The following is a 25,621-nucleotide window of genomic DNA, read 5'->3' as shown; positions in this document are numbered from 1 at the left end:
TCCCCCGCCGGGACACGAATGCGCATGCCCCGTGATTCTACGCCTCCAAAAGCGGCATTAACCCAACCGCTTGGCGGCGCGTGCACAGGCCAAGAAGTCGTTTTGGATCGAGCGATTCATGGGTTATTAAGAGTTGGGGACGGCAAAACTTGCCGTGGGACGTTAAGAAATCGCAGTTTGGGGCAACGTAAGCCGGTGGTTGGCGCATCTGACCACGGGCCCGAGACAGGCGCCATTTGTCGGGGACAAGTATGCAAGGCAGCCCTATCACCTTCATCGTCGCGTTCATCGTCGTTCTGGCGTTGATCGGCGTCGCTGCATGGCTGGTTCGCCGATTCGCCACCAGCCGGCTCGGCGCCAACACCCAGCGCGGCCGGATGCCCCGGCTCGCCGTGATCGATGCCGCCGCGGTCGACGGCCGCCGCCGCCTGGTGCTGGTCCGGCGTGACAATGTCGAGCATCTTCTGATGATCGGCGGCCCCACCGATATCGTCGTCGAACCCAACATCGTGCGCGCGGCGCCCGGCCGCGACCAGCTCCCGCAGCGCCCCAACGCGGCCGAGCCGCCGCGTCTTGCGCCGATGCATGATAGCAGCAGCTGGGCCGACGAAGCACCGCGGCCCGAACTGCTCGATCATCCCGAGCCGCACATGCCCGAGCCGCCACCGCGACCCACGCGCCCCTCCTTCGCCGACGAAGTGCGCCGGCCGGCTCCCGCGATGGCCGAACGCCGCAACGAGCCGCCATCGGGCGGCTTCACCTCCGAGCCGATCGCGCCGCGCCCTGAGCGCGAGCTGCGTCCCGAACCTGTTCCGCCGCGCGTTGCGCGCAACGAACCCCCTCTGATGCCGCGTCCGCCGCGCCAGAGCGAGCCGGTGAAGGCGCCTCCGGTGCGCGCCGAGCGCGTCGCCGCGCCTCCTCCGCCTGTACCGCAGGCTCCGCCCGTTCCGCCGCCGGCGCCCGCTCCCGCGGCGCCATCGAGCGCCGAGCAGAATCTCGCCGAGATGGCGCAGCGGCTCGAAGCTGCGCTGCGCCGCCCCGCCGGCGAGACGCTTGCCCCTCCGGTCGCGCCGGAGCCCCCGGCCGCTCCCCCGCGTGTGGCCCGCAGCGAGCCGCCTGCACCACCGGCCCCTCCCGCAAAGCCGGCCCCGGAAAAGACCAGCTTTGAAAATCTCGAAGACGAGATGGCCTCGTTGCTCGGCCGTCCGAAGCCGTCTTCGTGAGGCTGCCGGCCCTCCCGCGTAGAGTTTTTTTTCTTTCTGTCCTGATCGGCGCGGCTTCGCTCGCGATGCCGGCGCATGCGCAGGACATCAGCATCAATCTCGGCGGCGGAGGCGCTGGCGGTGGCGGCGTCACCGAGCGCGCGATCCAGCTGATCGCTCTGCTCACCGTGCTGTCGATCGCCCCGTCGATCCTGATCATGATGACCTCGTTCACGCGCATCGTGGTCGTGCTGTCGCTGCTGCGCACCGCGATGGGCACCGCGACCGCCCCGCCGAACTCGGTGATCATCGCGCTGGCGATGTTTCTCACCTTCTTCGTGATGGGACCCGTCCTGCAAAAATCCTACGACGAAGGCATCCGTCCGCTGGTCGCCAATCAGCTCGGCGTCGAGGACGCGCTTCAGCGCGCCTCCGTCCCCCTGCGCGGCTTCATGCAGAAGAACGTGCGCGAGAAGGACCTCAAGCTGTTCCTGGATCTCTCCGGCGAGCCGCCGCCCGCCACTCCCGACGACCTCGGCTTACGCATCCTCGTCCCCGCCTTCATGATCTCGGAGCTGAAGCGCGCCTTCGAGATCGGTTTTCTGCTGTTCCTTCCGTTCCTGATCATCGACCTCGTCGTCGCCTCCGTGCTGATGTCGATGGGCATGATGATGCTGCCACCGGCAACCATCTCGCTGCCGTTCAAGCTGATCTTCTTCGTGCTCGTCGACGGCTGGTCGCTGGTGGCAGGGAGCCTGGTGCAGAGTTACGGGGGGTAGCGGGCCCGGGGAGCGGTCACCGCCCCCATCCTCTCTGACCCAAGGCTTGTAGGCGTACACTTCAGCTTACCAGCGCAAAGGGGGAAGCCTGCCACCGTGAGCGCGTTCGGCGGTTCGTGACATACCGGACTATGCTCAGGTTGCGCATTCAATGGGTGGTTGATATGATGATTATCATCCATTGATCCGAAGCGGCTTATGACCAGCAACGTCGAAGACCGTCCGCTCGCTCGAGCCGTGCCGCTTGGTCTTCAGGTCGCCGTTCTTGCTGCGTTGTCTGCGAGTGGCACGTTGGCCACCAACATTCTGTTGCCTTCGCTACCGAGCATCGCCGTCGCGGTAGGCGTCTCCAGCGCTCAGGTAACGTCAGCTGTCACGATATTCCTCGCGATGTTCGCGGTCGGACAACTTGTTGTCGGTCCGTTGTCGGATCGTTTCGGCCGGCGCGTACCCGTGATGATCGGATTTGCTGTATTTTTCGCAGGTAGCATATGGTGCGCGTTAGCCAATGATTTGGCGGCACTATTGATTGGTCGCATTGTGCAGGCCGGTGGCGCATGTGCCACGTCTGTCCTTTCGCGAGCTATCGCAAGAGATCTTTTTCAGGGCGAAAAGCTAGCGCGCGTGCTCACGTTTGTTATGGTTGCGATGGCAGCGGCGCCCGGATTCTCGCCCCTGGTCGGTGGCGCGCTGGATCATTTTTTTGGCTGGCGTTCAGCATTTGTGTTCGTCGGAATCTTCGCCGTCGTCGCCGCCTCAGCATTTCTTGCGGCTTTCGGAGAAACGCACCACGCGCCACGCGCCGAGTTCGATTTCTCGACAATCGCCAAGAATTACTGGTCGCTATCGACTGACCGCCGTTTCTTGGTTCCTGCCGCAACCGTTAGCCTCATCTTAGGTGCGCTGTTTGCAATGTTTTCGGCGTTACCGCGTGTCTTGATAGAAGGCCTCGACTTCACACCCATGCAACTCGGCCTGTTCTTCGCAGGCACTGTCATGATCGTCTTTAGCGCTGGCATTACCGCTACAAAAATCGTTCCGCACCTTGGTCTCGACCGATCGATTTGCATCGGCCTCGCGCTGGCCTGTGTCGGCGGCGGCATCGTGTTGGTTTTCGCGCTTTTCGACGGGCACTTTTTGCCATTTCTTGTCGGCGCATGCGTATTCCTGCTAGGCATGGGCATGGTCAATCCGCTCTGCAGTGCGCAAGCTCTTTCGCCATTCGGCGATCGCGCCGGTGCTGCCTCGGCCCTGTTGGGTTTCTGGCAAATGTTGGCCGCGGCGCTGGGGGTATCGCTTGCGGCGGTGATCGCAAGGAATCCCATGATCGGGCTTGGTCTCGTGCTAGTGCTTGCCTCGACCTTGGCCTCGGCAATTTATCAGGTCCGGGTAAAGCTCAATTAAGCCCGCGCCCCGGGCGATAGGATTCGGCGCTGCCCGTCACTTCGAGAGCTTGCTCACGAGACCTGTCGCAAGGCCCGGAAGGAGCAGCGATCCTACCGCGTCATCTTGATCTGCCGCACCACCGGGATCGTGGGCAGCGAGCCGGTGTGGTCGGATTCGTCCTTGGCCTGCGGAGAGGCCGGCGCGCGGGCGGTGGCGTCGGGGAAGCGCTGCTTCATCTCGCGCAGGAAGCCGTCGAGCGTGTCGACGCTGGCAGCCAGCTTGGCGATATCGGCAAATTCGGCGCTGGAGGCGCCGGTCGGTTTGCTCGCGATGTCGAACGCGAGCCGATCGGCGCTCTCGCTCATCAGCGGCGCATATTTCTCGCGGAAGCGCGACATGCCGATCGAGTCGTCGGCGAGCGCATAACCGACGGCCGCGCGGATGATGTCGCTTTTCTCCACCGCGTTGAGCGGCTTGAAGTCGCGGAAGCGCTCGCCGTAATAAAGCTCGATCTGCTCGGCGGATTCACGCCAGCGCCGCGCCGCCCAGAAGATGTCGGAGCGTAGGCGCAGCACTTCGCGCCCTGTAACGTTGGAGACGATGTCGAGCGCGAGATCGTGGCGGCCGACGTCGCTCTGGGCACGCGCCTCCAGCAGCAGGCGTTGCTGCCTGAGCTCGCCTGAGAGGTCGCTGATACGGCTCGCGCGCAACGCCGTGATCGCCATGTCGGGTCTGCGGTTGGCGAGATAGATCATGGACAGGCGTGCGGCGACTTGTGCACGCGCCGCGCCTTCGAGGCGGTGGTCCACCTGGTATTGCAGGAGCTCGGCGGCCTGATCAAGCAGGTCGATCGAGGCGAGACGGTCGGAGAGGCGTCGGATCAGTTCGTCGCCGCGGCGGCCGATCGGCGTCAGCTCGCGGAACTCGTAGAACATCCCCAGCGCTTCGATCGGCGGCAGCTCGTCGCCCTTAGGCCCCAGGAAGATCTGCGTGAACAGGTCGGAGGCGAGGTCCTGCGCCTGGCGCGAGGCTTCCGCGTTCGGCTGCAGCTTTGTCGCGGTACGCGCCGCGGTGAGCGCGTCCCGGTAGCGCCCGTTCTCGGCAAACATCTGCGACAGCATCTGGAGCGTCTTGACCTCGATCGAGTCGCCGCGCCAGGTCATCGAGAGCGTTTCGAGCTCGCGCAGCGCGTCTTCCTTGCCGATATCGTCGCGCTTCTGCCGCAGCGCGACCTCGAGCTGCTTGGCCTCGGCCGCAGCCGGCCGGTCCGACGAGCCGACCGCGAACTTGTAGTCGTCGAGCGCGTCCTTGTCGTGGCCGAGCGCCTCGGCGAGCCGGCCGCGCAGCACTGCAAAGCCGGGCGCGGCCTCGGGCGAGACGCCGACCACCTCGAGCTCGCTGCGGCGCTTGGAGGCGCCGGCATAGTCCTTCACCTCGAGCGAAGCGCGCATCGCCTCCATCGTCACGATGCGCTGGATGTCGAGCGGCAGCGAGGCAATGGCGAATTCGACGTTCTTGAACTTCTCGCGGGCGTCCGCCCATTTGCCCTGGCGCGCATAAGCGAGAGCCTTCCAGAGCTGGGAATCGTGGCTGTTGCCGATCACGGGGTTGGCGAGGTCCTTCAGGCCCTGCGCCGGCCGGCCGATAAGGATGCTCGCGATCGCATGCATGATCAGCGCGCCGCTTTCCTCCTTGTTGAGAGGATCGGCCAGCATCAATTCGGTGACTGCCTTGGCCTCGTGATACATCGCGCGCGACATGTAGAATTGCGCAAGGTCGAGCCGCGGCAGCGAACGCATCGCCGGTTCGACGTTGGAGATCGCCGTGATCAGCTCGTTCTGGCGCGCTATGAAATTTTCCGACTGTCCCTTGCGCCAGCCTTCGGGGCTGAAGACCGGCCGCACCGCGGTCGGCGCGCGCTCGGCCGAGATGTCGACCGGCGACAGCGTCAGCCCGCCCTTCTTGCCGAGGATGACCTTGTCGGCCCCGACCTCGACGCCGACCTCGTCGGAATTTGGCCGGATCGCGATGCCATGCGCGGATTCCAGCAGCGCGAGATCGACGAGATCCTGCCGCTTGATGAAGCCGCGCACCGGCCGCTGCGCGGTGATGACATAGAGCGTATCGCCGGCATCGGGATCGGTGAGCTTGTGCAGGAGCCCCGGATTGGCGAAGGGGATCGCGATGTTGGCAAGCGCCGGGTCGGTGATGTTGCGCGAGATCATCAACGGCAGCGGCGTCGCCTGGATCTTGTCGGCGAGGGTCAAGAGCCAGTTGGTCTGCTTGCCGACCTCCTCGCTCGTCAGCGAATAGACCAGCGGCCGGGTGAGACGGATGCGCACCGCCTGTCCCTTCTCGAGCGGGACGCGGCCGACTTCCCCGATCATCGCACCGCCCTTGGTGCGGATCGCCTCGACGTCGATCGGCTTCGCCGTATCGAACACCAGCCAGACGGTATCGCCACGGCGGAACGCCGCCGCAGGCGTTGCGACCTGAAGCGGAAAGGTCACGCGCAGGCCGTCGCTGTCGCGGCGGACATCGACGCTGGCACCACTCGGCTGCGGAGCTGCGGGCGCCTCTGCTGGAGCAGCCTTGAGGGCCTCCGTGGCCGGCTCCTTGACGGGTTCCTTGGCAGCTTCCTTCACGACCTCTTGAGGCGCTTCGGCCATGACCGGCTTGGCGGGCGCGACCGCAGTTTCTGCAACTGGCGCGACCGTCTTTGAAACTTCCTTGACCGCTTCCTTGACCGCTTCCTTGGGCGCTTGCGCAGCGTGCGCAGCTTCGACCGCGGGAGCTGGCAGCGATTTCGGCGCTTCAGCGGGCGGCATGGAGGCTGGCGCTTCCGGCTTCACCTCGGGTTTGACGTCGATCCTGGCCTCGCGCGCGATCGTCTCGGATGTCGGCGGCGCGATCTCGCGATGTGCGTCCTTCGGCTTCTCGACCGCCGGCTTTTCAGGCGCAGGCGCCGGTCCATGGGCGGCGGGCTTGGCCTGCGCGATCGCCGCCTCGGCTGAATTGGCCATCTTGCCCTTGTCCGGCTGGAAGGAGATGTCGACGACGTAGTTCTTCTCGTCACGGAACGAATGCACGTCGGAATCGCCGATCAGCGCGATCTCGACACTGGTCTGGTCGATGTCGGCCTTCTGCTTGATCGACGCGACGTTCGGCGGCGCTGCGACGACCGCGTCCGCCAGATCGAAATTGAGGTTGGCGTTGAAGGCGAGCGTGAGCTTCTGCTCGTTGAGCACGGAGGAGACACCGACGCCGTCGGGCATCTCGAACACGAAGCGGACGAAGGTCGGCTGGACCGAGGCGCGCACGCGGATCTGCGGACGCTTCTTGCTCTCCGCCGCGGCGCGCTGGGCGCGTAACGCGCGTTCGGCGACGCGCGCGCGCTCGGCGAGTTCCTTGACGACGTCCATCGGCAGGCTCGGCGGCGGCCCCTTCCAACCCTCCGGCAAGAGGTCGATGAAGGTTCGCTCGCCGGCATTCATGGTGTTGACGGTGACGCGCCGCGCCAGCGACAGCCGGATGGCGCCGCCGTCGGGATCGCGGCGGGCGGAGTTGACGTAGTCGGGCGCGCCTTCCGGGACGCGGTCGACGGGCACGTCGACCGCCCGGTCGAAGCGGATGACGAGAATGGAGCCGGCCGTCGTCACCTCGGAGGGGACGTCCTCTCCGAGCTTGATCACGAGACGGGCAAAGCCGCCGCCGGCCGAGAAAGTCGCCTCGCCCCGGATCGCATCGGCCGCCCGGACAGGCGTCGTGAAGCCGATCAGCAGGCTCGCTGCCAGCAGCGGCGCCGCGCGGACATGACGCGACAGCCTCCGCGCCAGGGCGCGGGCTCGCGACACAAATCCAGCGGCAGCCTCTCGCGCCATTGGCGGCATTTCTTCCGGTTCGACGGTCCACGCCGGCATTGCTGCCGGCCCCTGCCCCAGACTGTAGATTTTGGCAATTAAGGACTTCTTAAGTATGAGCCCTCAATTCGGCTTTTGCGTCGGCTTGCCGTCGATCTTGGGCAGCTCGCCGGCCGAAGCGGACTGATCGCCGCCGCCATTGGCCCGGCGGGCCATCTCGACCGTCAGCCGCTCGGCGGCCTCCGGGGACATCAATCCCATGATGTCTGACATTTTTCGTGGCGCGATCTGCGAGGCGATCTCGATCAGCACGCCCATCTCGAGCCGGTCAAAGACTCGCGCGGCGTCCTTGGGTTTCATGCCCTCATACATGGTCACGAGGCCCTTCATGCGCTGGGCTTCGGCGGCCTTCTGCTCGGCCTGCGTCGCGGAGATACGGGTTTCTACCGCCTTCATCTCCTCGACCTTGTTTTCGATGCGCTTTTCGGCGGATTTCAACAGGCTCTCGCGGATGTCGATCTCGCGCTGGCGGGCCTCGATCTCCTGGCGACGCGACTGCAGGCGTTCCAGGATCGCGCGCTCCGACGCGGAGATCTGCGGCTGGGCTTCCTCCTTGACCGCCGCGCCTTCGGACTTGGTGTCCGGTGCGGCCGGCTTCGGCGCCTCCTTCGGCGCGCCATGGGTCGAGCCGGTGATATCGGGATCTTCGCGGCTGGCCGGGAAGTTCAAATTCTCTTGCGCCCAGGACTTCTTGGTCGGGCTCTGCTTGTAGTCGAAGACATAGCCGCCATTGATCACAAGACCCGTGACCTTCAGCGTGGCGAGGCCAGCGACGGCAACCAGCACGATCGGAATGACGCGGATGTTGCGAAAAGACTTCATACCCTGACTTTATGCGGCAAGACCGTTGGATCGTCGGCGTTCGGAGAAGGCTTCGGCCGCAGCCGCCACCGCCTTCGCCGACGAGGGCTTGGCTGCGGGCGCGGCGAGCATTTCCGGGTTCGTCACGGGGCGCGCGGCGATTGCGATCTTGGACAGCCGCCGCACCACGTTGTCGGCTTCGCCGAGTTGCTTGTAGAGCTGCTCGGACATCTGGGTCGCCGACGCAAGCTGGCTGCCGAGGTTCTCGTTGACGTCGCGCACGGCGAGCTTCAGTCCGCCGATCGCGCGCTCGGCGATCTCGGTTGCGGTGATCAGCTCACCGATGACCGCCTTCAGCGAATGCTCGTCCGCCTTCAGCCGCGTCAGTCGCTTGTTGAGCGTGACGCAGTAGACGATGGTCAGCATCAGCAGGATAGCCACCAGCGTCTCGATCGCCATTCCTAGGGAGTGGTTCATGGGGCCTCCATCATCTTGTTCTGCTCGTCGACCTTTTCGAACATCGCAAGTGTCGTACTTGGCTTGCGCAAGGGTTTCGTCACCCGGATCGCGACGCGGTCGCCGACCCGGCCCATGCGTCCTTCGGTGATGGTGACGTCGCCGCAGCGAACGGTGACGTTGGCATCCGCGCGCATGTCCAGCGGCAGCGTGTCGCCGACCTTGAGCCGCATCAGCTGCTTGAGTGGGATGTCGGCTTCGTAGAGCACGGCGTCGACGGAGATCTCGGCCTGGACGATCTCGGTGGCGAAATGACCTTCCCAGATCTGGTCGCGGCCGAACTTTTCGCCCATGAACATCTGGAGCAGGACGCCCCGGATCGGCTCGATGGTCGCGTAAGGCAGCAGGAGCTCGATGTTGCCGCCGCGATCTTCCATGTCGATGCGCAGGCGCACCAGGATCGCGGCGTTGGCAGGACGGCTGATCGCGGCGAAACGCGGATTGGTCTCGAGCCGGTCGATGGTGAAGGTCACCGGCGACAGCGGCCTGAACGCCTGTTCGGCATCGGCCATGACGACTTCGACCAGCCGCTTGACCAACTCAGTCTCGATCGTGGTGTAGGGCCGGCCCTCGATGCGCAGCTGGCTCGAGCCGCGGCGGCCGCCGAGCAGCACGTCGATCATCGAGTAGATCAGGCTGGAATCGACCACGGCCATGCCGAAATTGTCCCACTCTTCGGCCTTGAAGACAGTGAGGACGGCGGGCAGCGGGATCGAGTTCATGTAGTCGCCGAAGCGCACCGAGGTGATGCGGTCGAGCGAGACTTCGACGTTGTCGGAGGTGAAATTGCGCAAGGAGGTCGTCAGCAACCGCACCAGGCGGTCGAAGACGATTTCGAGCATCGGCAGACGCTCGTAGGAGACCATCGCCGAATCGATGATGGCGCGAATGCCGGAATGATCGTCGAGCGTGACGTCGCCGACCGCGAAGCCGAGGAGGTTGTCGATCTCCTCCTGCGACAGAACCCGTTCGCCGGAATTCTTGCCGGCGCCGAGATCGCGGCTGCCATCCTCGACCATGGCCGCCCATTGCAGGGCCATGGTCTCCGATAGTTCGTTCTCGGCAGCAGCTTTCGCGGCCTCGGCGGGATCCTCGGAATCGAGCGAGGCCTCCCATTGGGCGGCAATTGCATCCTGGTCTGGTTGGTCGGTGCCTGCCATGATCCCTAGCCCGTCATGCTCACTGGATCACGACTTCCTTGAACAGCACCGCGCTGACCTGGACCGGAGCGACCGCCGCGTTGACGCGCTTCGTCAGCTCTTCCTTGAGACGGAAGATGCCGGCGGAACCGTTGAGGTCGGAGGAGCGCAGCTCGCGCGCATAGGTCTGGAAGATGTCGGTGATGCGCGGCATCGTCGGCTTGATCGCCTCGACCTGCTTCTCTTCCTTCAGCTCCAGCACGATCTTGAGCTTCAGATATTGCACGCGCTCGCCCGGCGCGCCGGCGAGGTTGACCATGATGTCGGGAACCTCGACGAAAGACGGCGGTTTGGGCGGAGGCGCCGCCTCGGCGTGATGCTCGTCGTCGCCGTGACGGAAAAAGAAGAACCAGGTCGCGGCGCCGCCGCCGAGGATGGCGAGCAGGCCTACCGCCATGATCATCAGCTTGAACTTGTTCTTGGGCGGAGCAGCTTGCGCGCCCTCAGCGGCTGCGCCGCCTTCCGCTTCATTCTCTGCCATGATCGCCGCGCTCGCTCATCTCTCAAAGGGGTCGAAAGAGCGAAGCTCCTGGCAGACAGTGACGCGATACAAATGCCCCAGCGCAGTGCTCCTCTTACGCCCAAACGCTACGGTAATAATGGTTAACGGAACCTTTCGATTGGGCCTTCGCTAGGAAAAATCTGCCGGGCAAACATGGCTAACAGACCGTTTCTGCCGCCTCCCCGCGCCCTCGAAAAATAGACAAGTCGCTGAAATTACAATCTTTTTCGGTTTGGCACGAGTTTCGCTGAGAAAGGATCGAGACCCAGGGTTTGGGAGAACCCGAGGTCTCGTTCACGGGATCGGCCAATGCGCTTGGGAGAGCGAGCTGGCGGATCTCACTCAGGGGAGATTTCCGATGCAGAACGCGCTTCTGATCGGCTTGTCACGACAGATGACGTTGGAACGGCAGATGGATGTCATCGCCAACAACGTCGCCAACGCCAACACCAACGGCTTCAAGGCCGACCATTCGTTGTTCGAGGAGTACCTCAACTCGAACGCGCGTGAGGACAATTTCGTCGGCTCCGACCGCCGGGTCTCCTATGTGCAGGACCGCGGCACCTTCCGCGACGTCGGCCAGGGGCCGATGGAGCCGACCAAGAATCCGCTCGACATGGCGATCAGCGGCAACGCCTATTTCGCCGTGCAGGCCAATGGCGCCGAGCGCTACACCCGCGACGGCAAATTCTCGCTCAACAGCACCGGCCAGCTCGTCACCTCCGACGGCAACCTCGTGCTGGGCACCGGCGGCCCGATCACCTTCCAGCCGACCGATCACGACATCAACGTCGCGCCGGACGGCACCGTCACCGTGCTCGAGGGCACGGCCAAGAACGACTCGATCCGCGGCAAGATCCGCATGGCCTCGTTCGACAATCCGGCCAAGCTTACGAAGCTCGGCGCCAACCTTTACAACATCGGCTCCGCGGTCCCGCAGGCCGACACCAAGTCGACCGTGCAGCAGGGCTATGTCGAGAAGTCGAACGTGAACTCGGTCGGTGAGATGAGCCGCATGGTCGAAGTCATGCGCAGCTACACCGCCATCGCCAACCTGCTCCAGCAGCAGAGTGACATGCACAAATCGGCGATCGAGAAGCTCGCCGACGTTCCGGCCTGATTGAGGGAGAACTGACATGCAGGCGCTTCACACCGCAGCAACCGGAATGGCGGCACAGGAACTCAACGTTCAGGTGATCTCCAACAACATCGCGAACCTGCGCACCACCGGCTTCAAGAAGCAGACCGCGGCGTTCCAGGACCTGATCTACGAACACGTCCGCCGGGTCGGCGCCCAGTCATCCGACCAGGGCACGATTCTGCCGGTCGGCGTCGATATTGGCGGCGGCGTCAAGACCGTCGGCACCCCGCGCAGCATGACCCAGGGCACGCTGTCGCAGACCGGCAACGACCTCGACATGGCCATCACGGGCGAAGGCTTCTTCAAGATCCTGATGCCCGACGGCAGCTACCAGTACACCCGCGACGGCACCTTCCAGATGGACAATCAGGGGCGCATCGTCACCGCGCAGGGTAACCCGGTGCAACCGACGATCACGATCCCGAACAACGCCTCGGGCCTCACCATCAACGTGCAGGGGCAGGTCTCGGTGACGCTGCCGGGTTCGTCGACCTCGGCCGTCCAAGGCCAGATCGGCCTGACCCGATTCATCAACAAGGCGGGCCTCCAGCCGGTCGGAAACAATCAGTTCACCGAGACGCCCTCCTCCGGCCCGCCGCAGGACGGTACCGCGAGCTCCGAAGGTTTCGGCAATATCACCCAGAGCAGCCTCGAGCAGGCCAATGTCGACGTCGTCTCGGAAATGAGCGACCTGATCGCCGCCCAGCGCGCCTACGAGATGAACGCCAAGGTGATCAGCGCCGCCGACCAGATGATGCAGTCGACCACGGCGCTGTTCCGCTGAGGTGATGACGATGATCCGCACCACCCTCGCCACCATCTCCGCTCTCCTCGTGCTGGCGCTGCCCGCACGGGCCGCCGACGACTTCATCGCGACGCCGACGCTGCGCGCGAGCATCACCGTGACCTCGGACGTGGTGCGGGTCGGCGATCTCATCGACAATGCCGGCTCGGCCGCGCTGATCCCGCTCTACCGCTCGCCCGATCTCGGCACCACCGGTGCGCTGCCGGTCGCGCAAGTGCTGGCGGTGTTGCGCGCAAAGCAGGTGATCGGCGTGATGACCGGCGACATCAGGGAGGTCCAGGTCACCCGTCTCGCCCGCACGCTCGTGAACAAGGACCTCGAAACCGCGGTCGCCACGGCGCTCGAGCGCCGCTTTGGACTTGGCGATGCCGCCAACATCACCGTCACGTTCGACCGCGGCATCGCCGACATGCGGTTGGATGCCTCCAACACCGGCGTGCTGCAGCCGGTCGCAACCCGCTACGACGCCCGCAGCGGCCGTTTCGACATCGCCTTCGAGATCAACAACGACAACAATCCGGCACCGACCAAGCTGCGTTTCACCGGCAACGCGATCGAAACGGTGGAAGTGGCCGTGCTGACGCGCGACATCGATCGTGTCGATCTCCTGAAGGCCTCCGACGTCGCCGTGGAGCGCCGACCGAAGGCCGAGGTCACGGGTGAGGCCGCCTCGCGCGATCGCACGCTCGGCATGCAGCTCCGCCGGCCGATGCGGGCGGGGACGCCAATCCGCGTCGCCGACATCGTCAAGCCCGACTTCGTGCAGCGCGACCAGAACGTCACCGTCATCTATCAGGTCCCCGGGATCTATCTCACCACGCGCGGCAAGGCGATCGAGAGCGGCGCCGAGGGTGACACCATCAGTGTGCTCAACCTGCAGACCAAGCGCACGCTGAGCGGCGTCGTCACCGGCCGCGGCCAGGTGACGGTCCAGGGCGCCAGCCAAGCCGCGCCGATGCCGGCTGCGGTCGAGCAGACCTCCTCGCTCAAGCGCGACGAGGCGCCCGCCCCCGTCGATACCGCAGCCCTTGTCCGGAACCTGGTCCAGACCCCGGCATCCCCGGCCCAGATCGCGCAAGCCCAGATCCCGCAAGTTCGCGTCTCGCAAGCTCCAGCCAAGTCAGAGTAAGTCATGTCCAGGTTCAGTTCGGCTTTTCGTCCCCGTCGCATCGCGATCTCTGCCCTGCTGCTGGCGACTTGCGCGCTGGCGAGCGGCTGCTCATCGATCGACCGTTTGTCGCAGATCGGCGAGCAGCCGAAATTGTCGGCGATCGACAATCCGACGACGCAGCCCGGTTACAAGCCGGTGCAGATGCCGATGCCGAAGCCGGAAGTCGCCTCCTACAATCCGAACTCGCTGTGGCGGAACGGCAGTCGCGCCTTCTTCAAGGACCAGCGCGCCCATCAGGTCGGCGATCTCCTGACGGTGGCCGTGAACATCACCGACAAGGCCAACATCGAAAACGACACCCAGCGCAGCCGCACCAACAAGGAAGATTCCGGGATCACCGACTTTATCGGCGCCAAGACATTGGGCGCCCAAGCGCAGAAGGTGTTGCCCGGCCGCATCCTCACCGCCGACTCGACCGCGTCCAGCGAGGGCAAAGGAAGCGTGGACCGCAAGGAAGCGTTGCAGACCAACGTCGCGGCCGTCGTCACCCAGGTCCTGCCCAACGGCAACCTCGTGGTCGAAGGCAAGCAGGAAATCCGCGTCAACTACGAAATCCGCGAGCTCATCGTCGCCGGCATCGTCCGTCCCGAAGACATCCAGAGCGACAACACCATCGATTCCACCAAGATCGCGCAGGCCCGCATCGCCTACGGCGGCCGCGGCCAGATCATGGACGTGCAGCAACCGCGCTACGGCCAGCAAGTCATGGACGTGCTGCTGCCCTTCTAAGCTTCTCCCGAGCTCCCACATCGTGTTCGCGAACCTAGGCGCGGACGACGATGTACAACGCGGCCCTCGCTAGCTCCCCTGGCGAGGGCCGCATGTATTTTGGCGATGGTGCCGCTGCGTACAGCTGACCAGATGCGCGATCGTATCGGCACAGCTGCCCAACCTCCGTCATTGCGAGCGAAGCGAAGCAATCCAGACTGCCACCGCGGAGGGACTCTGGATTGCTTCGCTCCGCTCGCAATGACGCGGAGAGATCACGTAAACTCCGCCTCCACCGTCCCCAGCCCGTCCAGCTCCATCCGAACCTTGTCGCCAGCCTTCAGCCACAGCGTCTTCACCAGGCTCCCGGTGAGAACGAGCTGGCCCGCGTGCAGACCCTTGCCCTCGGCGGCGAGATGGTTGGCGAGCCAGGCGAGTGCGTTGTGGGGATGGCCGAGCACGTCGGCGCCGGTGCCGTGGCTCACCTCTTCGCCGTTGACGATGGCGCGGCCTTTGACCGCCTTCAGGTCCGGCACCGACGAGCGCGGCACGACCTGGCCCAGCACGCAGCCGGCGGCGAAGAAATCGTCGGCGATCAGCGTCGGCGCGCCCATTGTTTCCCACTTCACATAGCGGTCGTCGACGATCTCGATCGCGGGATGATAGGCCTCGACGGCTTCGCCGACCCATTCGGCCGTGAATGGCGCCTCGCCGGCGGCGAGATTGCGCTTCAGCCGCACCGCGATCTCGCATTCAACGCCGACGCGGACAAAATCGGCAGCCGCGAGCCGCACGCCGCTGTCGTGCACGCCCTTCTGGAACACGCCGCCGCCGCAGGGGTGTGGAATGCCGATGTAATCTTGCATCACCTGGCTGGTGCAGCCGATCTTGTAGCCGACGAGCGGGCCGGCATGCGGCAGCAGCAGATCGTGCAGCGCGCGCTGGACCTGATAGCCCTCGGCTTCATCGGCGGGAGGAACTTCGAGCGCCGCGAGCGGCGCATGGTTGCGGCGCGCCAGCGCGATCGCCTTTGCGGCTGCGAGAATTCTGTCCATCGGCGCCCGCTCCTACACACCACAATCGAGGGCGGCACTTCAGCATCCCCGCCGGGGCGTGACAAGCGAGGGGGCCGCGCGGCAGCACGTCATTGCCGGCCCAAGCTGGATGAGATGCGGACGCTGGCCGGCCACATCACGGCAAGCCTCACGGGCGGCGCCGGCGTTTAAGGAAATATTGAACTGGTCCGGGCTTTATGGGGATGCGCACCCTGCAGCGTCGCACCAGGCCTGATTGCAGCAACGCGTGAAGCTGCTGGATCAGTGCCTCAGCATTCGAGTCGATGTCCTTGATGCGACTCGCAAAACCTCCCGCACCTGAAGTGAAGGCTGTTTCTCATCCGAACTCACGTGAGCTCGGAGGAGTTGAGTCTAGCCCATTGATCGCGATTCACTTTTCGTGATTGCGCTCGCGCGTCGAACGCGCGGTTGCAAGCGACAGGCAAAATGCTGATCACGGCGCGAAAAGGCGCACCTTGCGTTCAAAAACAAAGAGCCGCATCGCTGCGGCTCGGACTCTATTCGTCGCGATAGACCTTCTCGCGTTTCTCGTGGCGCTCCTGCGCCTCCACCGAGAGCGTCGCGATGGGACGGGCCTCGAGCCGCTTCAACGAGATCGGCTCGCCGGTGTCCTCGCAATAGCCGTAGGTGTTGTCCTCGATACGCTGGAGCGCGGCGTCGATCTTGGCGATCAACTTGCGCTGGCGGTCGCGGGCACGGAGTTCGATGGCGCGGTCGGTTTCGGACGATGCCCGATCGGCGAGATCGGGGTGGTTCACGTTCTCCTCCTGCAGGGCTTGCAGGGTGAGCTTGGACTCTTTGAGGATCTCATCCTTCCAGGCGAGGAGCTTCAAGCGGAAGTATTCCTTCTGCCTGTCGTTCATGAAAGGCTCTTTTTCGGTCGGTCGGTAGTTTTTCAACTTTTCCAAGGGCGGCCTATCTGTCTAAGCAACGACTCGTACGCGGAACGGGGTCCGCTGAGCGGGGCGTTATATAGCGGCCTCCTGTGACAGACAATGTTTCCCTGATAGCCCGACCGGCGCCCCCAAGCCCTTGCACAGGAAAGGTTTATCCTGAAGGGCCCGGGAGCGGCCGTAGGCCTAGTAGCCGACCGTGAAACGTTGCCTCTCATGGGCCGGCCGCTCGATCTCGTCGGCGAGCGCGATGGCGTAATCCGCGAAGGTGATCCAGCTTTTGCCGTTCGCATCTGCGAGAAGCTGATCGGTGCCAAGCCGGAACTTGCCGGTGCGCTCCCCCTCGATGAACAGGGCCGACGGCGAGATGAAAGTCCAGTTCAGCGCCTTTTCCTGCCGCAGCAGGTCGAGAAAGGCCGAACCCGCCTCCGCCTCAGCCTTGTACTGAGGCGGAAACCCGGGAGTTCTCACCAGTTTGACGCCCGGAGCGACCTCCAGGCTACCGGCTCCGCCGACGACGAGGTAACGACCAACCTTCGAGTCCTTGGCCGCGCCGATCAGCTTGAGCGCGTCGCTGGCCAGGAAGTGTACGGAACTCACGGCGACGTCGTGCCCGGCCCATAACTTGGCAAGGCCTGACTGGTCGAGCACGTCCCCCTTGGTGGGCGTGACGTTCGGCAAGGCCGCGATCTTCTCGGGGTTGCGGGCGATGGCCGTAACCGTGTGGCCGCGATGGGACAGTTCTTTGGTGATCTCCGACCCGGCCCGGCCCGAGGCGCCGGCAACTGCGATTTTCATGGAAGGCTCCTTCGCTTCTGTAGTAACCAATGGTGACTAGATATCGCAAAGAGCGCTGGTGTTAAGAGAGCACTTTGTGCTTACCTGATTACGCAGGGGTAACCGGCGGCGGCCGGCAAATGAGCGGAATGGATCGTGAGGACCCGACGATGAAGCCAGACGTCTATGCAGCGAACTGCCCCACGCGACAGATCCTCGACCGCGTGGGTGACAAATGGGCGGTGCTGATCCTGCTGCTGCTGCGCGAGGAGCCGATGCGCTTCAATCAGTTGCGCCGCACGATCGAAGGCATTTCGCAGAAGATGCTGAGCCAGGTTCTCAAGTCGCTCGAGCGCGACGGATTGATCAAGCGTCACGCCATCGCAACCGTGCCGGTGACCGTGGAATACTCGATCACGCAGCTCGGCGTGACGCTCGCCGCAGCCGTCGATCCGCTGCGCGATTGGGCCGAACAGAATCTGAAAGACGTGCTCGCCGCCCAGCGCCGCTACGACGCGCAGTTGAAGGATGAAGCGGCGTAGGACGCTATGCCTGCCCGGCCTTGGCGAGCTCGACCTCGACTCGCAGCTCGATCTCCGACAGCACCGAATCCAGGCCGGAGTCGCCGGAGGACGATTTCAGGTTCGCCGCGGCGTCACGCAGCCGCATCACGGTCGAGGCGTCGAGCTTGCCGGAGAGAAGTCCCATTTTGAGATCGTCGAGCACGTCGAGCGCGGTCTTTCCGCGCACGACCGAGCGCTTGCGACGCTCGATCGGATCCTCTTCGATGCCTTGCAGCGCCAGCAGCCCGTCGATGTTGGCGGCCGCCTTCGGTGCGGCGGCGCCTCGCGTCTCCGGCGCCGACGAGGTGTCGGGTAGCACGAAGCCGCCGGAGCTCGTCCGCCTGGCCTGGTTGGCCGGCGTTCCAAGCATGGTGCCGTTCGGTCCGTAGATGCGCATCGGAAGCAATCCGGGTGATCGATGCGCCACATTCGCCGTTTTATGGTTAACGGCCCGTAAACAGCCCGGCAAAATCTGCCGACGGGCGGCAGTTTCGCTCCTCAGGGACAACACCGGCTGAGGTCGCTCGAAACAGATTTATTCAACCTATTCAGCGACCTACCCCCGCTGCCCCGAGTTGGCACAGCGCTCGCAAGGACAGCGTCGGACCAGCTCGTCATGGGAGTGTCGTGATGGTCCTTTGATTTGAGGAGCCTCGGGGAGCAGAGGATGCCAAGCGTTCGTTGGGTGAGACTTGTGGGGGTGGCCTGCGCCGCGCTGTCAGCGCTGGTGCTCTCGGTCAATTCTGCAAGCGCGACATCGCGCATCAAGGATCTCGCCAACATCGAAGGCGTGCGGCAGAACCAGCTCATCGGCTACGGACTCGTCGTCGGCCTCAACGGCACCGGCGACACCCTCAACAACATCCCCTTCACCAAGCAGTCGCTGCAAGCGATGCTCGAGCGCATGGGCGTCAACATCCGGGGCGCCACCATCCGTACCGGCAACGTCGCCGCCGTGATGGTGACGGGCAATCTGCCGGCCTTCGCCACCCAGGGCACGCGCATGGACGTCACCGTCTCCGCGCTCGGCGACGCCAAGAATCTCCAGGGCGGCACCCTGCTCGTCACCCCACTCCTCGGCGCCGACGGCAACGTCTATTCGGTCGCACAGGGCTCACTCGCGATCTCCGGCTTCCAGGCCGAGGGCGAGGCGGCGAAAATCGTGCGTGGCGTGCCGACGGTCGGACGCATTGTCAACGGTGCCATCATCGAGCGCGAGATCGAGTTCGCGCTCAATCGCCTGCCGAACGTTCGGCTTGCGCTGCGCAATGCCGACTTCACCACGGCCAAGCGGATCGCCGCCGCGATCAACGACTATCTCGGCGTCAAGACCGCCGAGCCGATCGACCCATCGACCGTGCAGCTTGCGATCCCGCCGGAGTTCAAGGGCAACGTCGTCGCCTTTCTCACCGAGATCGAGCAGCTCCAGGTCGATCCGGATCTCGCCGCCAAGATCATCATCGACGAACGCAGCGGCATCATCGTGATGGGCCGCGACGTCCGCGTCGCCACCGTTGCGGTCGCACAGGGCAACCTCACCGTCACGATCTCCGAGAGCCCGCAGGTCAGCCAGCCCAACCCGCTGTCCCGGGGCCGGACCGTGGTCGCGCCGCGCAGCAGCGTCAGCGTCACCGAGGACGGCAAGAAGTTCGCCGTGGTCAAGGACGGCGTCTCGCTTCAGCAGCTCGTCGACGGCCTCAACGGTCTCGGCATCGGCCCGCGCGATCTCATCAGCATCCTGCAGGCGATCAAGGCCGCCGGTGCGATCGAAGCCGACATCGAGGTGATGTGATGCAGACCGGCATGGTCAACACCGCACGGGTCGCCAGCTCCGCCTTCTCGGTGGAGAGCCGCAACGGCCGGCCGGACTTCGATCTCGCCGCGGCACTGCAAAAGGTCCCGCCGAAGCAGCAGGCCAAGGCGCAGAAGATCGCCACCGACTTCGAGGCGATGTTCCTCAACAGCATGTTCTCGCAGATGACCTCGGGCCTGAAGGGCGAAGGCCCGTTCGGCGACACCCCTGGCACCGGCGTGTGGCGCTCGATGCTGACCGAGCAATATTCCAAGAATTTCGCCAACGCCGGCGGCGTCGGCATCGCCACCGACGTCTATCGCACCCTGATCATGCAGCAGGCAAAAACGATCCGCACGGCATAAGGTCAAACGAGATGAACCACTTCAACGCCTCGCGTCAGCCGGTGCAAGCGCAGCGCCCGAACACCGCACCCGGCAGCGCCGAGGCGCGCAAGATCGCCGAGCAGTTGATGGATGCGATGAGTGCGCTGCTCGGCCTGATCGAGCGCGAGACCGAGCTGGTACGTGCCGGCCAGGTCCGCGAGGCGATGACCCTCGAGAGCAAGAAGCAGGAGCTGTCGCGAAACTATGTCGGCGCCGTCACCCAGTTGAAGGCGAACCAGGCGCAGCTCGCCAAATCCGCGCCCGAGCTGCTCTCGACGCTGCATCGGCACCACGATGCATTCCGCGCGATGCTCCAGGTCAATCTCACCGTGCTCGCAACCGCTCACGCCGTTTCGGAGAGCGTCGTGCGCGGCGTCAACGCCGAGATCCAGAAGCGCAACGTGCCGAACACCTACACGGCCGCGGGACGCCGCGCCACGCCGGGCCCACGCCACATCACGCCGCTCGCGGTCAGCCGCTCGCTCTGAGCGCGCGCAACAACAAACGACAATTTTACGAAAAACCGCGCGGCAACATCGTCGCGCGGTTAGGCACGTTTCCTTACCGGGTGTTCAATCCTGGTGTTCCATGGTTGCGTATTGAGAGGGGTTGGGATTTGACTCACGTGAGGCAACCAGGAGGCTGCCATGAGTACAGATTTCAGCATCAGGCCGGTGGGGATACCGGTCGCCGTGCAGATCGTAACGACGTCCAATGCGGCGGCGAACGAGGCCGTGCAAACCGATCTGCCCGTGAGCCAGACAGTGGCCGCTGGCGAGGCGAGCGCGCCCGCACGTAATGATTTGCGAAGCAGCGAGAACGTCTCACGCCAGGTCGTGTTCGACCAGGCGGCGGCGTCGTTCGTCTTCCAGGTCGTCAACGACAGGACCGACGCGGTGGTCAACCAGTTCCCCGACGAAGCAATGCTGCGCCGGCGGGCCTATTTCCATGCGCAGGATTTGAAATCCGAGCCCTCCCGTCCGGCCAGCACGGACCGCAGCGCCTGACCATCAGGCGTCGAGCCTCGCAACGGCAACATCGAGATCGCTCGAACCGGTCGCGGGACCGGTGACGACGTTCCTGATCTGCGTCTTGCCGGTATCCGTCAGCGTGGATTTGGTGTTGCCGAAGCGGAACGAGCCGTGCTCGATCACGGACGGCCGGAGAGACCAGCGGCGATATTGCGGTTGATCTCGATCAGCGGACGGAAGTGATCGAACTGCGGGCTCATCTGCAGCGCGGCGGTCTGGCTCAGCACGAACACGCTGATGTTGGCGATCTTCTGCCGGACGTCGATCGGCTGCGGATTGTTCTCGCGCATGGCCTCGCTCAGGAAAATCGTCCAGAGCTTGCGATTGAACATCAGGGCCTGCGTGGTCTGCTCGCTGAACGGCTCGGCGCTGTTGATCGCATCCTGAAGCTTGTTCGCGGCCTTGAGCAGGGTCTGCGCTTCGATGTCGCGAGGAGATGCGGTGGTCGTTGCAACACGCGCGTAGGCCGAGGCAGCGGAATTCGACATCAATCACACCCTGGAGGTTACCTAGCGCGTTGAACGCGCTTAAGGATTTCTTTCCTGACCCTAGGCAGCACCGCTTAAGATTTGCTTACATGTGTGCTTGGAAGCACTCCGGATTATTACGGGTCTCGGAGTTCTTCGTCATCGTGAAGCTAGACGCGCATGTGCACGCTGTAAACACGTCGCGCGTGGTGCGCGTCGATCTCAGCTAATCCTGCCTTAGCGATCTCAGTAAAATGAACGGCGGAGCGTTAGCCCCGCCGCGAAATCGATGAGCGACCTGCGCCGCGAAATTAGCGGAGCAGCTGCAGCACGCTCTGTTGCGACTGGTTGGCCAGCGACAGCGCGGACACCGCGATCGACTGGCGGGTCGACAGCGCCTGGCTGTTCGCCGCTTCCTCGTTGGTATCGGCCAGCGTCAAGTTGGCCGAGCCGGTCTGCAGAACGTTGATCAGGTTCTTGGAGAAGTCCTGACGCACCTGCACGATCGATAGATTCGAACCGAGCGAAGAACCCTCGGAGCGCAACGTGCTCGAGGCGGCATTCAGGCTGGCCAGCACCTTGTTCGTGGCACCGTTGTCGATGAAGTCCGTGCCTGGAACGAGATTGCTGAGACCGAGGCCGGCCGCGTTGAACACTACGCCGTTGATGCCGAGCGTCGAGCTGCCGTTCTCGTTGAAGACCAGCTTCAGCGTGTCGCCGTTGAGCAGGTTGACGCCGTTGAAGGACGAGTCCTGCGAGGTCGTGTCGATCTGCGCCAGGATGTTGTTGAACTGACTGACCAGGCCGGAGCGCGCGGTCTGCGCGACGGGATCCTGAATCGGTGGCTGCGCGGTGGTAAAGGCCAGCACGCCGGTGAGCGTACCGCCGACCGTACCGCCGGCGGCAGTCGAGCCGAGGGTCGAGGATGCGTACTCGTTGACGGTGGTGACCGTCAGCACGCCGTTGGCGTCGATCGTCGCCGTCAGGTGGTTGGCCTGAAGCTGCACATTGAGCTGGTCGAGCGTCTTGACGGTGCCGTTGGTGCCGTCGCCGAAGGTGACGTTGACCGGCGTGCCGCCGTTGAAGGAGGTGAAGGTCAGCGTCTTGCCGGCGACGCCACCAACACCGGAGTTGCGCGCCGCGGCGAAAGCGGTCGCCGTTCCCGTATTGCCGCTGAGACCGAACGCGTTGAGCGCATTGCCCGTGCCGGTGATCGACAGGTCGGCGTTGATGCCGGTGGAGAGCGCAAGCTGACCGCTGCTGTTCACCGACGAGGGGATCTGGCCCGCGGTGGTCGACAGCGTCGCCGAGCCGTTGAAGATGCTGGCGGTCTTGACGCCGGTGGCAAGGTCGATCGAGTTGAGCAGATCGGAGAGCGTCGCGCTCTGGAGGTAGACGGTCGAATTGCCGTTGCCGTCGGTGACGATGTTGCCGTTGACGCCGCCGGAGGTGACGCTCAACGCCGACTGGGGCGACTGGGCGTTTTTGAAAGTGATGGTGTGGCCGTCGATGTTCAGCGTCGAGCCGTCCTGAACGAGAGAGCCGAGCGAGCCCGCGGTGGTCGATCGGTCCGCAGTCACGCTCGCATTGCCTGCGCCGGTCGCCGCGGTCAGACCGAGCTTGTTGAGGAAGTCGGCCTTGCCCGTCAGGCTCAGATCGGCGCCGGTCGAACTCTTCAGCGTGACCTGGCCGCCCGTGACGGACGACGCCACCTGCAGCGTGCCGATCGGACCGCTCGAGCCGCTGACCGTAATGGTTGCCGCGCCTGCACTGATTGCCGCGGTCTTGACGCCGCTGGCGAGGTCGATCGCGCTGAGGACGTCGTTGACAGTCGCGCCGGGCGCAGCCGGCGTTCCCTCGTAGACGATCGAATTGCCGTTACCGTCGGTGGCGATGTGCCCACTGGGGTTGAGGCCCCAGCCGGTCGGCTGCGTCGTCGGCGCGATACCGGTGCGGAAGGTGATGGTCTTGCCGTTGACCGTGATGGTGTCGCCGTCCGCGGGCGGCGCGCCGAAGGTGGTGGATGTCGTGGTGCCGACCAGTGTGGTGGTACCGGATAGTGCAGTCGTGCCGTCGGCCGCGGTCGCGGCAAACCCGACATTCGTGCCGGCGTTCGAGCCCAGCGAGGCGCCGAGCGCGGCGGTTCCCGTGACCGGGGTTACGCCACCGGCTGCGCCGGTATAGAGCACATTGCTCTTGGCGGTCGCGCTCGCGTAGGAGGTCGTACCGCGCAGGTCGGCGGGCGTCGCACCGGGAATCGTGGTGGAGACGTTGGACTTGGTCGAGTAGCCGACCGTGGTCTGGAGCGCCTGGTTGGCGATCGACTTGGCGCTGTCGATCAGCTTCTGCAGCGAGGTGATGCCGGTGTTGGCGGCCTGGAGCACCTGCACACCGTTGTTGATGCCATCCAGCAGGTTGCCGATGTCGCTCGCCCGGTTGTCCAACCCCTGGGCCGTGAAGAAGTTGGTGGGATTGTCGAGCGCCGTGTTGACCTTCTTACCGGTCGACAGCCGCTCCTGCGTCGTGGCCAGCAAGTCGGCCGTCGACTGCAGCGACAACAGGTTCTGGCGAACGGACGCCGAGAGAACGATGTTGGACATTGGCGAGTCTTCCTCTTGAACCAGGTACGAATCGGCCGCGCGGTTTTGGAAGCGGGCTTTTGTCCAGTCTTAGAGGCTGTCCTTTAAAGTATGGTTAACGCCGGTTTAAGGGATAGGGTTAATGGGCGGTGAACGTCCCTGCCCCCCTCCGGACGCAAAAAAGCGGCGGGGCAAATGACCCCGCCGCTCTTATTTTATTTAATGATACCAGCTACTTAGCGGAGCAACTGGAGCACACTCTGCTGCGAAGTGTTGGCCAGCGACAGCGCGGAGACCGCGATGGACTGGCGGGTCGACAGCGCCTGGCTGTTGGCCGCCTCGACGTTGGTATCGGACAGGGTCAGGTTGGACGAACCGGTCTGCAGCACGTTGATCAGGTTCTTGTTGAAGTCCTGACGCACCTGCACCACCGAGAGGTTCGAACCGAGCGCCGAGGCTTCCGAGCGCAGCGTGCTCGATGCGGCGTTCAGGTTGGTCAGCACGCGATTGGACGCGGCGTTGTCGATGAAGTCGACACCGACGGTCAGGGCAGCGAGGCCCAGACCCTTGGAGTTGTAGGTCACGCCGGTGATGTTGAGGCTCGACTTGCCGGTCTCGTCGAACACCAGCTTGAGTTGATCGCCGTTCAGCAAATTGACGCCGTTGAACGAGGAGTCCTGCGAGGTCGTGTCGATCTGGTTCAGGATGTTGTTGTACTGGCTGACCAGGTTCGAACGCGAGGTCTGGGCAACCGTGTCCTGGACGGGGCTGGAAGCCGTCGAGAAGGTCAGCGCCGAAGTCAGCGTGCCGCCGATGCCACCGCCTGCGACGGTCGAACCGATCGTCGAGGACGCGTAGTCGTTGGTGGTCGAGACCGTCAGCAGGCCGTTGGCGTCGATCGTCGCCGTCAGGTTGTTGGCCTGAAGCTTCGTGTTGAGCTGATCGAGCGTCTTGACCGTGCCGTTGGTGCCGTCGCCGAAGGTGACATTGACCGCCGTGCCGCCGTTGAAGGAGGAGAAGGTCAAGGTCTTGCCGGCAATGCCGCCGACCCCGGAGGTGCGCGCCGCGGTGAATGCCGACGCACTGCCGGTGTTGCCGGCCAGCCCGAATACATTCAGTGCATTGCCGCTGCCCGTGATCGTCAGATCGGCATTGATGCCGGTCGAGAGCTTGAGCTGACCGGACGTATTGATCGTCGAGTTCGACTGGCCTGTGGCGGTCGCAAGCGTCGCGGTGCCGTTGGCGTTGATCGTCGCGGTCTGCACGCCGGTGGCAAGGTCGATCGCCTTCAGCACGTCGTTGACCGTGCCGGCCTGCAGATAGACCGTCGAGTTGCCATTGCCGTCGGTGAGGACGTTACCGCTCGTACCATAACCGCTCGGAACGCTCGGAGCACCGGTCGAGCCCGGGATCGGCGCGTTCTTGAAGGTGATGGTATGACCATCGACGTTCAGCGACGAACCGTCCGTAAGGGTTGCACCCAGCGAGGCGGCGCTCGTGGTCCGTGCGACGTTGACGGTGGCGTTGCCGCCACCCACAGCCGTCGTCAGGCCGAGAGCCTTGAGCAGGTCAGCCTTGCCGGTGACGCTGAGATCCGCACCCGTCGAGCTCTTCAGCGTGACGGCGCCACCTGCAGCGGTCGAGACGGCAGCACCTGGCTGGCTGTTGCTCACGGCGATCGTCGCAGCACCCGCGGTGATGGATACGGTCTTGACGCCGCTTGCCAGATCGATCGCGGACAAGAGATCGTTGACGGTCGCGGTGGCGAGATAGACGGTGGTGTTGCCGCTGCCGTCGGTGACGAGGTTGCCGCTGACGCCGGAACCGCTCGGAACGGCGGTCGACGCCGGAGCCGCGCCGCTGCGGAACGTGATGGTCTTGCCGTTCACGGTCACCGTGTCGCCATCGGCAGGCTGGGCGTTGCCGG

At 64.4% G+C, this 25,621-nt stretch carries 25 protein-coding genes; 12 read left to right on the top strand and 13 right to left on the bottom strand.

Annotated elements, in window-relative coordinates; all coding sequences use genetic code 11:
* Positions 1-251: 251 nt before the first annotated feature.
* The 3 genes from N551_RS0114870 (at position 252) to N551_RS0114860 (ending at position 3,385) form a co-directional block, all read left to right on the top strand.
* Positions 252-1,223: a flagellar biosynthetic protein FliO gene (locus N551_RS0114870; RefSeq protein WP_027567606.1), complete on the top strand. Its 972-nt coding sequence runs from the start codon at positions 252-254 to the stop codon at positions 1,221-1,223.
* The gene (gene fliP, locus N551_RS0114865; protein WP_027567605.1) at positions 1,220-1,981 is read left to right on the top strand and encodes a flagellar type III secretion system pore protein FliP; all 762 of its coding nucleotides are present in this window, start codon (positions 1,220-1,222) and stop codon (positions 1,979-1,981) included. The genes N551_RS0114870 and fliP overlap by 4 nt, the downstream gene beginning before the upstream one ends.
* A gap of 198 nt (positions 1,982-2,179) precedes the next feature.
* The gene (locus N551_RS0114860) at positions 2,180-3,385 is read left to right on the top strand and encodes a multidrug effflux MFS transporter (protein WP_027567604.1); all 1,206 of its coding nucleotides are present in this window, start codon (positions 2,180-2,182) and stop codon (positions 3,383-3,385) included.
* Positions 3,386-3,477: 92 nt separating this feature from the next.
* On the opposite strand, the gene N551_RS0114855 is transcribed toward N551_RS0114860, so the two are convergent.
* The 5 genes from N551_RS0114855 to fliL form a co-directional block, all read right to left on the bottom strand.
* Positions 3,478-7,287, bottom strand: a complete 3,810-nt coding sequence (locus N551_RS0114855; RefSeq protein WP_027567603.1) for a hypothetical protein — start codon at positions 7,285-7,287, stop codon at positions 3,478-3,480.
* 63 nt (positions 7,288-7,350) lie between these two features.
* A complete protein-coding gene (locus N551_RS0114850; RefSeq protein WP_027567602.1) occupies positions 7,351-8,109 on the bottom strand; it encodes a MotE family protein in 759 nt (252 codons plus the stop codon).
* A 9-nt stretch (positions 8,110-8,118) separates the two neighbouring features.
* Positions 8,119-8,565, bottom strand: coding sequence for a DUF6468 domain-containing protein (locus tag N551_RS0114845; RefSeq protein ID WP_027567601.1), 447 nt, complete (start codon positions 8,563-8,565; stop codon positions 8,119-8,121).
* Positions 8,562-9,764: a flagellar motor switch protein FliM gene (fliM, locus tag N551_RS0114840; RefSeq protein WP_027567600.1), complete on the bottom strand. Its 1,203-nt coding sequence runs from the start codon at positions 9,762-9,764 to the stop codon at positions 8,562-8,564. The genes N551_RS0114845 and fliM overlap by 4 nt, the downstream gene beginning before the upstream one ends.
* A 19-nt stretch (positions 9,765-9,783) precedes the next feature.
* Positions 9,784-10,284: a flagellar basal body-associated protein FliL gene (gene fliL / locus N551_RS0114835; RefSeq protein ID WP_027567599.1), complete on the bottom strand. Its 501-nt coding sequence runs from the start codon at positions 10,282-10,284 to the stop codon at positions 9,784-9,786.
* A 379-nt stretch (positions 10,285-10,663) separates the two neighbouring features.
* Between fliL and flgF the strand changes: the two genes are divergently transcribed.
* Genes flgF through flgH form a run of 4 tightly spaced genes read left to right on the top strand, consistent with a single transcriptional unit; the run spans position 10,664 to position 14,151 of the window.
* Complete coding sequence (flgF, locus tag N551_RS0114830) at positions 10,664-11,425, top strand: flagellar basal-body rod protein FlgF (protein ID WP_027567598.1); 762 nt, start codon at positions 10,664-10,666, stop codon at positions 11,423-11,425.
* Between the two features lie 16 nt (positions 11,426-11,441).
* Positions 11,442-12,230 (top strand): flagellar basal-body rod protein FlgG, encoded by a 789-nt coding sequence (flgG, locus tag N551_RS0114825; RefSeq protein ID WP_007602131.1) that lies wholly within the window; start codon positions 11,442-11,444, stop codon positions 12,228-12,230.
* Between the two features lie 10 nt (positions 12,231-12,240).
* A complete protein-coding gene (gene flgA / locus N551_RS0114820; RefSeq protein ID WP_027567597.1) occupies positions 12,241-13,380 on the top strand; it encodes a flagellar basal body P-ring formation chaperone FlgA in 1,140 nt (379 codons plus the stop codon).
* 3 nt (positions 13,381-13,383) lie between these two features.
* Entirely contained in the window at positions 13,384-14,151 is a 768-nt protein-coding gene (gene flgH, locus N551_RS0114815) for a flagellar basal body L-ring protein FlgH (protein ID WP_027567596.1), read from the top strand.
* A gap of 254 nt (positions 14,152-14,405) precedes the next feature.
* Here the strand turns inward: flgH and N551_RS0114810 are convergent, their stop codons facing one another.
* The 3 genes from N551_RS0114810 to N551_RS0114800 all read right to left on the bottom strand — a co-directional run bounded on the left by N551_RS0114810 (position 14,406) and on the right by N551_RS0114800 (position 16,897).
* Complete coding sequence (locus N551_RS0114810; RefSeq protein WP_027567595.1) at positions 14,406-15,185, bottom strand: 2-keto-4-pentenoate hydratase; 780 nt, start codon at positions 15,183-15,185, stop codon at positions 14,406-14,408.
* Between the two features lie 518 nt (positions 15,186-15,703).
* Entirely contained in the window at positions 15,704-16,069 is a 366-nt protein-coding gene (gene dksA, locus N551_RS0114805; RefSeq protein WP_008554760.1) for an RNA polymerase-binding protein DksA, read from the bottom strand.
* 216 nt (positions 16,070-16,285) lie between these two features.
* The gene (locus N551_RS0114800) at positions 16,286-16,897 is read right to left on the bottom strand and encodes an NAD(P)-dependent oxidoreductase (RefSeq protein ID WP_027567594.1); all 612 of its coding nucleotides are present in this window, start codon (positions 16,895-16,897) and stop codon (positions 16,286-16,288) included.
* 149 nt (positions 16,898-17,046) lie between these two features.
* On the opposite strand from N551_RS0114800, the gene N551_RS0114795 reads away from it, so the two are divergent.
* Entirely contained in the window at positions 17,047-17,418 is a 372-nt protein-coding gene (locus N551_RS0114795) for a helix-turn-helix domain-containing protein (protein ID WP_027518927.1), read from the top strand.
* Between the two features lie 4 nt (positions 17,419-17,422).
* Here N551_RS0114795 and N551_RS0114790 read toward each other — a convergent pair whose 3' ends face one another.
* Complete coding sequence (locus N551_RS0114790; protein WP_027567593.1) at positions 17,423-17,836, bottom strand: flagellar assembly protein FliX; 414 nt, start codon at positions 17,834-17,836, stop codon at positions 17,423-17,425.
* Positions 17,837-18,106: 270 nt separating this feature from the next.
* Here N551_RS0114790 and N551_RS0114785 point away from each other — a divergent pair, with 270 nt between their 5' ends.
* The 4 genes from N551_RS0114785 (at position 18,107) to N551_RS0114770 (ending at position 20,624) form a co-directional block, all read left to right on the top strand.
* Positions 18,107-19,231 (top strand): flagellar basal body P-ring protein FlgI, encoded by a 1,125-nt coding sequence (locus tag N551_RS0114785; protein ID WP_007602120.1) that lies wholly within the window; start codon positions 18,107-18,109, stop codon positions 19,229-19,231.
* Positions 19,231-19,596 carry a flagellar assembly peptidoglycan hydrolase FlgJ gene (gene flgJ / locus N551_RS0114780; RefSeq protein WP_027567592.1) on the top strand — a complete coding sequence of 122 codons (366 nt, stop codon included), beginning with the start codon at positions 19,231-19,233 and terminating at the stop codon, positions 19,594-19,596. The genes N551_RS0114785 and flgJ overlap by 1 nt, the downstream gene beginning before the upstream one ends.
* 11 nt (positions 19,597-19,607) lie before the next feature.
* Complete coding sequence (locus N551_RS0114775; RefSeq protein ID WP_027518929.1) at positions 19,608-20,105, top strand: hypothetical protein; 498 nt, start codon at positions 19,608-19,610, stop codon at positions 20,103-20,105.
* A 159-nt stretch (positions 20,106-20,264) separates the two neighbouring features.
* Entirely contained in the window at positions 20,265-20,624 is a 360-nt protein-coding gene (locus N551_RS0114770; protein WP_027567591.1) for a hypothetical protein, read from the top strand.
* Positions 20,625-20,627: 3 nt separating this feature from the next.
* On the opposite strand, the gene N551_RS37955 is transcribed toward N551_RS0114770, so the two are convergent.
* The 4 genes from N551_RS37955 to N551_RS0114745 all read right to left on the bottom strand — a co-directional run.
* A complete protein-coding gene (locus tag N551_RS37955) occupies positions 20,628-20,771 on the bottom strand; it encodes a hypothetical protein (protein WP_155809706.1) in 144 nt (47 codons plus the stop codon).
* A complete protein-coding gene (gene flaF, locus N551_RS0114760) occupies positions 20,768-21,136 on the bottom strand; it encodes a flagellar biosynthesis regulator FlaF (RefSeq protein WP_007612319.1) in 369 nt (122 codons plus the stop codon). The genes N551_RS37955 and flaF overlap by 4 nt, the downstream gene beginning before the upstream one ends.
* Positions 21,137-21,426: 290 nt before the next feature.
* Positions 21,427-23,715: a DUF1522 domain-containing protein gene (locus tag N551_RS0114750; RefSeq protein WP_027567590.1), complete on the bottom strand. Its 2,289-nt coding sequence runs from the start codon at positions 23,713-23,715 to the stop codon at positions 21,427-21,429.
* 215 nt (positions 23,716-23,930) lie between these two features.
* Positions 23,931-25,621: DUF1522 domain-containing protein (locus tag N551_RS0114745; RefSeq protein ID WP_027567589.1), on the bottom strand; the 1,691-nt coding region annotated here is incomplete at its 5' end.

This window comes from Bradyrhizobium sp. URHA0013 (assembly GCF_000518345.1).
Taxonomy (GTDB): Bacteria; Pseudomonadota; Alphaproteobacteria; order Rhizobiales; family Xanthobacteraceae; genus Bradyrhizobium.
Note: the sequence above shows the minus strand (reverse complement) of the source record. Positions and strands in the feature narration are given on the sequence as shown.